We start from the raw sequence: 13,636 nt of genomic DNA on the forward strand, positions 1-13,636 counted from the left end.
GTGGCTCGGCTGACTGTGGTGATTTGCTGGAGTTGGTTGCGTACATCCCAGTCCAGTGTCTGGCCGCGTACCAGTTGTAGGAGATTACCGTTGGCATCGAAGGCTTCAGCAAAATCCACATCCACTTCACCCTCGGGCAGGCTTCGATTACTGTTCTCTGCCACGCGCAGGGTGCGGGTAAAGTTTTGCGCGCCGACGTGGCGCATCTGCAACAGATTGCCCGCCGCGTCGTAGTCGTAATTTTGGGTGTAATTGCTGATCTGGTTCGGATCAGGCGGCAGCGGCTGCAAGCCGGGTAGGGCTGGCCCATGGCTGGCGCCGATATTGACCTCGCGCCCCGTGGCTTCGATCAGTTGATACAACGTGTCGTAGCGGTAGCGGCTGATTGGCTCGACCCGCTGGTTGGCAAAGAAACGAATCGGTTGCACGGCATCTTCGATCTGCAGGATATTGCCAGCCGGGTCATAAACGTAGATAAGGTGCTGCAACGCTGGGCTGCCCGCCCGAATTTCCATCAAGCGACCATCTTGCGGATCGTAGATCGAGCGGCGGATAACACCATTGCCCGCCGTTTCCTGCTCGACCTGATTGAAAGCGTTGTACTGGATGTCGCTGACCAGCGTCTGTGTGGCGTTCGATAACTTCAGATCGACGGCTTTCAATTGTCCGGCCACGGTCTGTTTGAAGGATTGCGTATTACCCATGGCATCGGTCTGCCGAATCTGTTCGCCCAGAGCATTGAACGCCCACTGCGTTTCCAGGCTGTCGCTCTCCAGCAGGGCATCGCGCTCGGCTTCGTCCAGCGGCCAGTCCGGCGTTTCGGCTGCCTGCAGAAACTGCCGGACTTCGGTCAGGGCCGAACCGAGCACCCCATAATCCGGCAGATGACGCGTGCCCGCCGGGTCGTCGTTGCGGATCAACTGGTTGCACTGGTTGTGCTCGAAACCATCTGGCGCGCCGTAGCTAGACCGCTCGGTTACCCGTCCATTCTCAATGATTGCCAAAGGACGTAGCGCAGCATCATAGGCAACCTGGCGTTGAGTGCCCCGGCTGTCCCATCCTTCAACAGCCTGACCTGCTTCCCCCATTAGCCCGAGCCGCCAACCGGCATCCACGCTTTCGGTCAGCAGCGCTTGATTGCTGAGGCTGTAGGTGGTACGGAGGTTTTCAATAGAGAGGCGCGGATCACGCTGGCTGACCAGTCGACCTGCCGCATCATAGGTCTGAGAGTTCACACGCTTATCGACAGGTTCATCAGGCTCACTGCGATAAAACGCAACGTTGCGTATCGCCAAACCTCGCGGATCGATAACGATCAGCGTAGGTGTGAGGGTGTGCAGCGCCATGTTCATTCGCAAGCGTCCCTGTCTGCGGTCTGACATGAGTTTAGTTCAGTGACATGCGCCGACTTGGCCGTATGTCATATCACACCTGACATCGAACCCTGTCGCGGCCAAGGCTCCTCCCACGGGGCAATATGGAAGGGGCCTTGGCCGCGAGCAGTATTTACAGCATCAGCAGGTATTCGCAAATTCACGTCACCTATCGTTTTTACAATCTAGTCATCTTGAGCTGTGAGTTTTGTCGACCCGGTTGCCGGGCTTCAATGGATAACTCTCGGGCTTCTTTAATAATGCCGATTACCTTTGTCGTCATTTTGTTCAGGGATTCAAACGATGCTCTCGATTTCAACGGTATTACACTGACCTTTACCGATTCTCTGCCGGTTCTTTCAAATTCCTCTTTGAGAGCGTTCATCCTTTCTAGCAAAGCCGTTTCCAGTGCATCCAGATGGGTGTCCAGATACTCCCATTTCTCAGGTTCTATCTGGTTTTCGCTGTGCTGTATTTCGTATGTCAGCTCCACGAATTCCGGAGCGTGTTTTAGGGCAATGCCGACCACTGGAGTTTGCTCCAACGCTGTTCCAGCCGCTAACTTCAACATGTTCTGGCGTGCTTTTTTATCCCTTATATCGGTATATCCACGTACTATGTGCATCACCGTCCCCAGCAGTGAATGGGCTGTTTTTTCAGCTTCCTCAAATATCTTCTCAGGTTCCAGAACGCTGATTTTCAAATTGATGGCAGTGTTCAAATCCAGCATGTCGGTGGCTTTTTCCGCTATGAACCCTGATAGCTTCCCGGCTGCGAACCCGCCGACAAGTGCAGCTCCGCCCGCCACCCATCCGACGGGGCCGCATGCTGCGCATGCGGTTGCCCCAACCAAGACTCCCGCTGCAGTGCCACCGCCTGTAGAGCCGGCCACTTTTGCGGTGGTCTGGCCCATCAGGGATGCGCTGCGTCTGACAGCCGAGATACCACGCTCTTCATGGTCCAGATAGTTTTCTATCTGCTGCCTGACTGCCCGGACTCGCTCTTTAACAAGTTTCAACGCTGAGAGATGAACAACCGTATTGTGGATAAGTTTTCTTTTTGCTTCTGTTCGATCCGGTGCCCCGGATGAGTCCATTCTTCCATCCAGGTCGAATCGGCTGACGGGGTTGTTACCCAGCATTTGATATAAATTCAAACCGTCGATATCACCTGCCGGGTCCGGATTGATCCAGCGCTGCAACCACGGCGCGTAATAGCGAAAACCGTAGTAATACAACCCACTGGTATCGAGTTCCTTGCCCGAGTAACGCACCGTCTTGTATTTCGCTTCCACAGCACTGCGCGCCGCCCACCAAGCTGTGCCGCCAAACGGGTAGTAACCTTCCTGGCTGATCAGGCCGCCTTGCTGGTCCAGTTCCAGCGTGCTCGACCCCAGATGATCGTCCAGGCTGTAACGCACTTGATCGTTGGCAATGCCGCTCGGCTGGCCTGCCTGCCAGTGCAAAACCCGCACGTTACTGCGACCTGCCTGGAGAGTGATGACATGCAGGTTTTCACCATCGGCCGTGGTGCGGATTTCCAGGCCTGGCAGGTAGCGCACTTCACTGTTCAACGTGCGGCTGGAGGTTTGAGTGCTGTTGATCTTGCGACAGCGCTGACCCTGGCCTTCGTAGACGTACTGCTCGTTATCGTTTGCAGCGGTGGCACGGGTAACGGTGATGATCTGCTGCAACTGATTGCGTAAATCCCATTCCAGCGTCTGGCCACGTACCAGTTGCAGCAGATTGCCGTTGCCGTCGAAGCCGTCAGCGAAATCCACCTCCACTTCACTTTCCGGCAAGCTGCGGTTGCTGTCCGGTGCCACGCGCATGGTGCGGGTAAAGGCTTGTGCGCCGACATGGCGCATCTGCAACAGGTTACCGGCGCTGTCGTAGTCGTAACTCTGGGTGTAATTGCTGACCTGATTCGGATCGGGCGGCAGGTTTTGCAGGACGGGCAAGGCGGGGCCATGGCTGGCACCGGTCTTGACTTCACGACCTGTGGCTTCGATCAATTGATAGAGCGTGTCGTAGCGGTAGCGGCTGATCGGTTCGATACGCTGGTTGGCGAAAAAGCGGATCGGTTGGGCATTGTCTTCGATCTGCAGGATGTTGCCGACCGGGTCGTAATCGTAATGCAGCGATTGCAGGGCTTCATTGCCGGCGCGGCCTGCGCTCAGGATTTGCAGCAGGCCGGTGGATGCCTCATAAACGGCCTGGCTGACCACGCCGTTTCCCGCGGTCTGTTCTTCTACCTGGCCGAAGGCGTTGTAAATCATGCCATCCACAAGCGTTGTTTCGTTCTGTGAATTCAGGCGCAGATAGACGCCGCTCAGGTTGCCTGAAACCGAGTAGGCCGCACGTTGTGCATTGCCTCTTGCATCGGTTTGCAGTGTCTGCTCTGCGACAGCGTTGTACTGCCAGTGCGTGGTAAATGCTTCGGCTTCCACCAGGTCGAGATAGTCCGTTGCGTCTGTCCAGTCAGGCAGTTCCGGGGCTTTCAGGAATTGCCTGGGCTGGCTGAGAAGCTGGCCCAGAACCCCGTAATCGGGAAAGTGCAGCGAGCCTGCGGTGTCATCCAGACGAGCCAGTTGACCGCACCGATTGTGTTCGGCCGACTCTTCGCTGCTGTCGGCATAGACCGAGCGGATGATCGTGCGGGCATTTTGTTGTGCGTCGATCTCCACGGTCGCCACGGGTCTGAGGTAGGGGTCGTATTTGATCTGTCGTTTGCTGCCTCGTGTATCCCAGCTTTCAACGACATTGCTGGCCTCTGCCGACAAGCTCAGTTCCCAGCCGGCGTCCACGCTCTCGCTCAGGAGTGGAACGCCAGCAAGGTTGTAACGGTAAGTACGGTTGGCGGGAGATGCCGCATCCTGCTGCGCGAGTGCCCAGAGGCGTGGGTCCCAGAGTGCAGTAAGTCGACCGGCAACGTCATAGGCCATGCGCGATGTCAGGGCGAGCGGTTCGTCCTGATCCTGAAGCTTGCGATACTCGGTGGCGCGTACCGTCAGGCCTCGCCCGTCAATAGCAATCACAATCGGAGTGCGGGCGTGTAGTGCATTGCTCATCACTGCTCTCCTGACACCTTCAATGCCAGCATTTCTTCAGCCGTATCGTTCTCGTCCTCGCTGATGCTGTACCAGGTCCGGTATGTCTTACGTCGCATCCAGCCCTTGGCGGTGAGGGTGATGGTCGGGCGCCCCAGCGGGTCGTAGAACTGGCGGTCGAAATGACCGTGCTCACGCAACGATTCGTCTTTCACATACAAGTGACTGTTGGCGAAGTAAGGGCGATAGACCCGCACTGCCAACCCTTTGTTGTTGTATTCCACCCGCTCGCTGACCCTCCAGCGCGGGGAGGCATGGACGATTTTCGGTTTGCCACCTTCCAGAATCAGCTTGCCGTATTCATCGACCGCATAGGCGTCACCGTCCTCGACCAGTTGGCGGGTCTGCAAGGTACGTCCGAAGCCGTCCACCGACACCAGGCTGATGCGGATTTGTTTGTCTGGATCGCCCGGATAGCGGTCTGCCTGAAGGGCGGCGCTGGTAAAGGGGACAGTGCCCGTATCAAATGCGACATTGCCGTCGTAGTAATAAACGGTGGCCGAATTCTTTAGCGCGATTGCAGGCTTAAGGATTGCCTGATTGCTACCACCCCATATGCGTACAGTGGGGTCAAGCGGATCAAAGCCGACCTCCTGACCCAGTTCTGTGCCATAGAAGCTGCTTGACCATAACCGGCCGAATGCATCGTAGTCCGCCTCCTGAGTGTTGTGGTTGGGGTCGACAATCCGGAACACTTGCAGCACGCGATAGTTGTACGTCGCTGTGGTGACGCAGCCCACCGGGTCAGTGACTTTGGTCACGAACAAACCGTAGGGGTCGTATTCGACGCTGGTCCAGCCATGGCTGCGCGTCGGCCTGAAAGTGGTAATGCGATAGAAGTCTTCAGGCCCTGCGTAGGTGAAGAACCCCTGCTTGACCGACCAGAGATTCAAACCGTCATCCGGCAGGAAAGAGGGCATCTGCTGATAGCCCACCTCTGCCAGCCGGATGGCCAGTTGATCGGCATCCATGACCCGCTCGTAGGCGCTGAGTGCGTGATCGTCCAGCTCTGCGTTTTCGACAGCGTCGGCCAGCGCCTCGAACGTCGCTTCCCCATCGCCGCACCCGATGTAACGTTGCACCGAAAGGCCGATGAGTGTGCGGGGCAGGGCGGCAAATGCGCCTTGCGGGTCAATGAAATGCTCGTAACTGATCTGCGACGGTGCCAGTACGCTTGCCGGAACGACCATGGCGTTGCCCCGGGTTCTGTAGGGCAAGCCCAGGCGCCAGCTTTGCGGGCTGTCCAGATGAATGCTTTGGTTGCGTACTTCGTTCAGGTAGAAATTCTGCTGCGCTTCGTCATGGGATGCCTGCCACCATTGTTGCTGCCAGGGCTCCTCGAACGGTGGCGTATCTTGCGGTTTCTTGCGCCGCGCATAACTCACCGTGACGGCGTGGGTCTGGGCACCGTAATGGTCCCAGGTCAGGTTCAACTGGTGCTGGCACATCGGGTCGTCACGCTGCTCGGCTTCGTATTGATACGTGATGGATTCCAGCGCCAGCGGCATCATCAAGGCGTAAGGCTGATGTGGGGAGCGTGGCTGAAGCTGGCGCACCAGATAGCGTTGCGCCTGGACGGAATACAGCACGCCGTCCGTGCTTGAGATTTCCGTGCGCAAAGGCGAACCGCTGAGTGCGCGGGCCATTTCACGCCGGGTAGCCTCATCAGGTTCACTGATCAGTTGCTCAGTCTGTGTGGCAGGGTCGTAGCTGGACAACAGATGCTCACCCAGCGGCACCGCTTGCGGATCACTGGCGTCGTAGTCATCGTGAGGCTGTTGCGGATCGCGCCCGGTATGAAACCAGGTTTTGCTCAGCACCGGTGCAGTAAAGCCTTCTTGTTGTTGAGGCGGTATTTCGGTGTCGGTCTGCAAGACCAGCCCGAAGCCGCGGAACTCACGCTCGCGTGGATCGTAAAAGCCTTGTCGATACCGGAAGAGCTGGCTCAGGGTGTTACCGGTCACGGTATCTTTCTGGGTTTGCTTGACCACCACATGAACCGGAAATGGCAGATGTGATACAGCGCTCTTGCCTGCGGCAAGCAAGTCCTTTTTCTCATCCAGCCATTCTTGGGCCGAGCTGCGATAAGTCACTTCGCCTGTCGTACCCATATGGTTGTCCGTGGCCTTGAGCAGATAGGGCTTATGCAACAAACCGAGGGCGTTGGCGGCATAGTGCAACGTCCAGTGGCGGGGCTGCATGTGCGGTGCGGTGATGATCAGGCTCGAAAAACCCAGCCCATGCAGGTCGGCACCACTGACCTGGCAGAAACGGTCATAGCGCATTCCGTCAGGCCAGGTTTGCTCGAAAGGCGCGGCGAACGCATTGCCGCCTTCGTTCATGAACACCCGGATGCAGTCCGGCTCAAGGTACAGCAAGTCGCTGGCCCCGGAGCCATCCATGTCGGCCAGTAGAATCCGGCTCGAATCGAACGCTTCATAGCTGAACGGCAAGCTGGCGAACAACTGGCCTTTACCGAAACGCCCACGTCCCAGGTTTGGCCAGAAGCGGACTTCATTGTGGCGAATACGGATCAGATGCTGCTGCCCGGTGCCCAGCAGGTCGGCGAATGCCACCAGCTCGTTGGGGCTGTCGCTGAGCAGTGGCAAACGGTCATCGTCGTGGGCGATCTCCGTCGGTGCTTCGAAACCCGCAGCCCGGCGATTGGCATACAGACGCACGCTGCGCGGCCCGATCAAGGCCAGGTCTGAAAGTCCGTTGCCGACCAGATCGGCCATCTGCCCTTGTGGATGAAAGAACTCGGGCGGGAAGGCCGCAAAGGTGGCAAAGCTCGACCAGCTACGATCGGGGTTGAGGGTGAATAAACCTGACATGCCTGGCTGGGCCACGATCCAGTCCAGGCGCCCGTCGCCGGTCATGTCTGTCAGTGCCTGACGTACTGCAGTGTTTGAATCGGCATTCGGAATGGCAGGCAGCTCCTGCCACGGACCGTACGCCACCGCATCAGCATCGCCTGAGTCAGCGCGTACCGGTTCCCGATAGCGCCAGCTCTTGTCCTCTTTATAAAGCACGCCGGGCAAGCCATCGCCGTACAAGTCGACCATCTGGTAGCGCTGACCGTCATTGAGTCCCGGCATGGATTCCATGGGTTTGTAAATGTCGTTTTTGCTATCGAACTCGCTGTAGGTAAATTGCAGGGCGGGCTGCTGCTGGAGCTGCTGCGTGGTTGTCCCGTCCCAGGCTTGTGAATGCGCGGCGGCGAGCATGTTGTATTTGAGCCCGGTCTGCTTGTACTCCAGCAGCAAGCGTTGAACCAGCAACGGCGATTCTGTGAGTTCGTTCGGGAAGTGATGAAACATCAGGACTTGCTGACACAGCCGCAGATTGCCCAGCTCGAAACCATAGGCAAAGCTGGAATGCGGGTCGCTACGCACAGGCCATGCAGTCTGCTCTGCATAAGTCGGTTTTGCCTTCGGGTCAGTGCTGCGTTCGCCATAGTCGAACAACAGGTCGAAGTGCCATTCCAGGTTTTCCAGCGAGTCTTCGTCCCACAGGTACAACACCGGATGAGCCTGGGCGTTGCCATAACGCACTCGCCACAGATAACACTGGGCGATGAAGTCCCGAGGACAATCATCAGGCAGGCCGACTTCGTCCTCTGCCTTGTACTCGTAGAGGATATGTTCGCCAGCGGCATTCATGCTTTCTTCCAGCAGCCACTCGGCGACCCGGTTCGAGTCGGCCGGGTCGGTACTGCGTGAGCCAGCTTTTTTGCCGTAGAAGTGCAAGCTGCCGTCAGCGCCGTGAATCAGCCAGAAACCCGGATCGACCGGGTCGATACGCCAGTGTTCGATTCGCTCGAACGCGCCTTCGATCCTGGCGAAATAGCGAACCACCTGATAAGTCGCGCCCAGATCATGGCCGTTGTAGCTGCTGGCGCTGGTGAACTGGATGACCCCATTGGCGTCGCGCTCCGGCAGCCAGGCCTCGCCATTGGGGCCGAGGATCAGATCATCGTCGTTGTAGAAGGGCACGCCTTTGCTGGCACGTCGGGCGACGCAACCGATGTTCAGGTTCCAGCCAATACCGAACAGGCCATTGCCGATGGTGCTCTGGTAATTGAGCGACAGCGCAGGGTCATACCCCCGACCGGGGCTGACGGGCAGGGGGATTACCAGTGACGCCGCACCCGTGCTGCCAACGGCACCCCAGCCCTTGCCGATACTTTGAATGGCCCCGCCGCCCTTGGGCAGTGAAGGCGTCGCGACGGCTGGCTGCGATGCTTGTTGCGATTGTGCTTGAGCGTCCATGGTTCTGGCTCTCCCTCGTCAGCTGCTTTTCGCGGTGTAACGCAGGTGAAGGATGATGTCGGTGATCGAGGCGATCATGTCCTCTTGCCCTGCACTGAACTGCAAGGCCCAGCGGGAAATCGCCCCCGTGCCTTCAAAGGGCAGGTAGCGTTCATCATCGAAGTTGAAAACGAACAGGCCGTCGTCGTCGACGCCGGTTGAAACGGCGATCTGCTGGCTGGCGCGCATGTTTTCTCTCGGCGCGCCTTGCGGGCCGTTCATCTGCACCGCGTTGTAGGTTTGCGTCAGGGTGGCGCGAATGTCCTGGTACGGGCCGAGGGTCACTGGCAGCGATACACTCACGCGCTTGATGCGGCGCAGGTAGTGGCCCGGGTAATCGGCATCGAGCATCGCCTGGGTGATTTCAAATTCGGCGATGTTCTCCTCGGCCAGGCGGGCGACCACGTCATCCCAGCCCAGATTGATACTGGGATCTTCTTCGGTCGATACGGGTAATTGTTTCACCGACACCGTCTTGACGATCTCCTGCTTGCGGTCGTTGCGTGCCAGGTAGGCCGCATCCATGCGCAGCAGGTTGAGCTTCAGCGATTCGCCGGCTGTCAGGCCACGCCAGGCGTCTTTCCACGCGGCGGGCTTGATGAAGGTAGTTGCGTAGTCGGCAATTTCGTATTGCCAGCAGGCCTGGGCAGCCAGGCACAGAGAAAAGGTGGCGTCATAGGCCTGATAGTAAAAGGTCGAGAACTGGCCGTTGAGCCACTGGTAAAGCTGGCTGTTGGTGAAGCGTTTGTTGAGGAAGGCATACACGACTTCAGCCTGCTTCTTCGCTTCCTGAGACTGGCGAAGTTGCAAGGCGGTGATACGGGTCTGCGCATCATGGACGGCCAGTTGTGCGGTGAGGTGTTCAGATTCCAGCTGGGCCTGATCGCGAGCGTTTTCCCATTCCTGCAGACGGCGGCGGAAAATTTCCGTACGCTCCAGAGCGGTGCCGACACTGTCCTCGAGTGCGGCGATGGCCTCTGCGCCAATGGCGACCATTTCAGGAATACCTTCAAGCTGGAATCCTCCCCCTGCGCCACCCGTTGCTACCCCGCTCGCATATCCTACGGTTGCGCTTGAATGAATGCCTAAATGGTTTGGGACGGGTTTAAGCCCGGAGGCAACAGCTTTTGAAACCGATGCACCACCGCTTGCCACTCTGGCTACCATATGAGCAGCGAGCGCATCGCTCTCCACGCGAGTGACATTTTCGTCCGCCAGCTTGCCGTAAAAGCTGGCCCGCGCATCGGCTATCGCTTTGCTGGCTTCCAGCGCCTTGCGCGCTTCGATTTCGACTTTTTGAGCCTCCAGTTGCAAATCGATGGCGTACTGGGCGAACTTCCACGCCAGTTGCTGTTGCAACTCCATCAGTTGCCCCTGTTCCTTGCGCTCGATGATCGACAGCAGGGTATTGCCGAACTGGATCAGGTTATCCACTGCGGCACTCGCCCGGTTGAACATCACCGCATAGCGGTAGTGCGGTGTTTCCTGGGCCAGTAGGCTGCCCGCGCCGCCTTCGGTCGCCCCATTGGCGTGGGCGGCGAGCAGGGCGCGTGGGTCCAGTGGCGCAGCAAACAGCGGCAGCGACAAGGGTTTGCCATCCAGGGTCAGGTTATGGCGCAGGTTGTAGAGGCGTGATTCGACCATGTCCCAGTACTTGGTCAGCTCGGCATTCATGGGCACGATAAAGTGCCCGTTGTCTTCATCCACCAGTGTCGGGTCGCTGCCGAAGGTACTCAGGCGCAAAGAGGGCTGAGTGAAACTGATCACGGCCTTGCCTTCATTGGCCACCGCGCTGGCGCGGACCTGCTGCTCCTGTTGGATCAGTTGCGTCTCGAACGCGCGCAGGCCAGGGTTACTGGCTCCGGCCAGATCCGCCAGTTTGATCGGTGTCCACTGGCTGGTGATCACGGCATCGGGGCGCGGGCCGAGCAGGTCGAGGATGCGCACGTACCACAGCTTGGCTTCGCCGAGGCTGTCAGGCGTTACTTGCCGATAGGCCATGTCGCCACGATCAATGAGGTTCTTGATGTAGTGGAAATACACGGCCTTCTGATAACGGACCGGGTCGCTGGCGGCGATGCCGTCCGGGTCGATGGGCGCGCGCATGAAGTAGTCGGGGTCCGGCAGCTCGGTCAACGGTCTTACGTTCCAGTAATCGGGCGCGCCGGTACTGGCGTTTTCCTTGCGCCCCGGCTCGAAGATGAACCCCAGCCAGAATTCGGCTTCGTTGAAGCGTTGCTCCAGATTCAGGCGGTAGGAAATCATGAACGGCAGATGCAGGAACAACTCCCAGAAGTACAGGCCGTTGGCCCCTTTGAAGTCCATCTTGCTGGGTTCGGTTTCTTCGCCAATCGCCGGTTCCGGTAGCTGTTGCGTTCCCCAGGACAACAGCGCTTCCAGGGCGATATTGGCCTTGTTGATCAGTTCGCGGGCGAACAGGGTGTTCATGCGGATCGGGTCGCGCTTGTCGTCAGTCGAGCCGTCGCTGAATTTTATGGTGGAGGCAGAGAAGTCGATGTATTCGGCAATGCCCAGCAGTGGGTCGGTGCGTTTGTTGATTTTGGGCGCGATGGGGTCGACGCCGCCTTCGGATTCCCATTCGAGCTCTATTTCGGTGGATTTGATGGCGGAGCCAATCCATTCATGAGTCGTGTGTCTGTTAACGCCCACGCCATGGGTTATAAAGAATTTTTTCGACCCGTCAATATAGGTGGCAGGCAGCAAAGGCAATAATGTTGATTTATTCAAAGGGATGGTGGTTTGGTAGTGGCTGGGGGCAGTCAGTTTTTCTTTGTGCGAAGTTTGACTAATGTCACTTTGCGCTCCATAAGGTGAGTTCATGTCTCTGGGATGGCTAAAGTATTGATTCATAATGACGGAATGCAGGTTTTCCGTGCTTGAGAAGGTTATTGCTGGATAAATCATGATAAGTGGATCGGATGGAAGGATACTGACAAGCGCCCATTTTAGTTTGTTTGGTTCGGCTGTTACGGTGTCCACTAGCTCTTTCTTTATAAGTCCGCCTGTCAAGTCAAAATACTCATCGCCGGGGTTTTCGGGATCTGAAATGCCAGGGAAATCTACATAATAGTGAGTGTGATCTCCCTTTAAAAGGAAGTCCTTGAATTCTGGGGGTAATGCCAGCTCCGGATTTTCGATCATACTAAAACTTATATCACCGTGGCGGGGTAATATTGTGTAGCCTTTCAGTAAAGACCCTTCAGTAAGACTATAGTAATTTTGGGAGTTAGGGGTGTAGTTAAGGGTTAGAATCCACATTGCAGGGACCAGGGCTATACTTATAACTATAGTTCCTGATGCGTTGCCATCTATGTCTGTGTTTATTGCTGTCGTTAAGGAGATCTCGGATTTTTCATGGTTTATTGTGGCTCTGGCAGCTGTCAGGTCAGAAATCCGGGACTGCCATTCCCGGTAGTTCCATTTATCGCTGTCGTTGTTGGGAGCTGTTGTTTTTATTGTTTTTATTCCAATGTGAACATTCCACGTGAACTGAAAATTCCCTTTGTTTTTCAGCGCCAATGCCCAGCAGGTTTTACGAATGCGGCCTTCATTAGGCTCGGCTTTTGCCGGGTCATAGTTGTCCCACACAAAACCATCTTTAGGGAACGATCTTTCCTTATTGAAGTTTTTGTCAATAAAAGCGGTGTGCAGCAGGGCATAATCCGAAGTAGAGCCGTCCGTATCGCCACTGACCAGCTTTTCCCCTGCATAGAGGGCGATAAACAGCGATTCCGGTGAAGCCGAAACGTCAAACACGGCGATGCTGTTCAGATCGGTTTCAAGGTTGACCGGTTTGTCTGCAAAGGTAAAAGTTTTGAGCGACGTGACATCCATGTAAATCAGCGGTGCGCTCCAGGAGTCGTCATATTTCTTGTACGAGACATTGAAGAGCAGACGCACCTTGGGCGTGGAGGTCGGTGGTGGGGCCGGGGTAATGGGGATGCTGCCATCGGGGTTGGGCTTGATACTGCCTGTGGGCAGAGAAACGTCAATCTCTTCGGAGACAGAGATCATATCCACCCAGGTCACGAACAGCCGGTTATTGAAAAATACCGGCCGCAGCGTGCGTTCAATGGTATTGGCATTGACCCCGATTTCTGCCCGCTTCCAGTCCGACCAGGCACCCGGCGTCGGGTAGTCGTGCTTGGGGCCTTCAGTGCCTTCCTTGTAAGCCCGCTCGTTCATATCGACCGTGCGCCAGTAATAGATATTCTCGGCGCGAGACTTGCCAATAAAGTAATACTTGCCCTCAGCAAAACGCTCCGTGTCGATATAGCCGTTGATAACGGTCAGGTTCGCCACTTCCTCGAAACTGGCCAAGTAGGACTTCACGGCCTCTTGAGTGGTGTCGATACTGATCTTGTTCTGGTTGATATCGTTTTCCAGATTTTCAAAGTAACCGGATTTCTTCATCCGCAGGGCCGGGGAAATGAAGGTTTCCGGGTAGAGCGCCAACTGCATGTTGGCGGCCCAGATCGGGTACTGACTGCTGCGCTCGCGCCACTCGACAAAGTTTGCTTCGGTGGGTTGCAGCAGGTCATAACCGGGCTCCATACCCATCAGCGCCCCGTTGATGAGTTGCTGAACACTGCCGATGGCCGAGGCGACGTAACTGGTTTCGACTTCGTTGATCACCTGATTGTCGATCAGGAAAAACTCATACAGATCGTTGGCCGTTTTCAGGCGCTGGTCCAGCCCCAGGCGCCTCAGTAATGGAGAGTTGGGGACTACTTCGCCGAGGTAATAAGTCACCAGTGCATCCCGAAAGGATTCGTTGAGCTGGCTTTCAATGGAGCGAGACATAATGTGCAGCTTCCCTGGCA

Annotated in this window: 3 protein-coding genes and 1 pseudogene; all 4 read right to left on the minus strand. The window is 56.7% G+C overall.

Features of this window, described 5'->3' with window-relative positions:
• Positions 1-1,352, minus strand: a pseudogene (locus EGJ27_RS12905) (RHS repeat protein); the annotation flags it as partial.
• A 199-nt stretch (positions 1,353-1,551) separates the two neighbouring features.
• Positions 1,552-4,443, minus strand: a complete 2,892-nt coding sequence (locus EGJ27_RS12910) for an RHS repeat domain-containing protein (protein WP_125831139.1) — start codon at positions 4,441-4,443, stop codon at positions 1,552-1,554.
• A complete protein-coding gene (locus tag EGJ27_RS12915) occupies positions 4,443-8,753 on the minus strand; it encodes a SpvB/TcaC N-terminal domain-containing protein (protein WP_125831140.1) in 4,311 nt (1,436 codons plus the stop codon). Before EGJ27_RS12915 ends, EGJ27_RS12910 begins: the two co-directional genes overlap by 1 nt.
• Positions 8,754-8,771: 18 nt before the next feature.
• Positions 8,772-13,616: a neuraminidase-like domain-containing protein gene (locus EGJ27_RS12920; protein WP_125831493.1), complete on the minus strand. Its 4,845-nt coding sequence runs from the start codon at positions 13,614-13,616 to the stop codon at positions 8,772-8,774.
• Positions 13,617-13,636: the final 20 nt, after the last annotated feature.

It is taken from the genome of Pseudomonas sp. v388, assembly GCF_003935425.1.
GTDB lineage: Bacteria > Pseudomonadota > Gammaproteobacteria > Pseudomonadales > Pseudomonadaceae > Aquipseudomonas.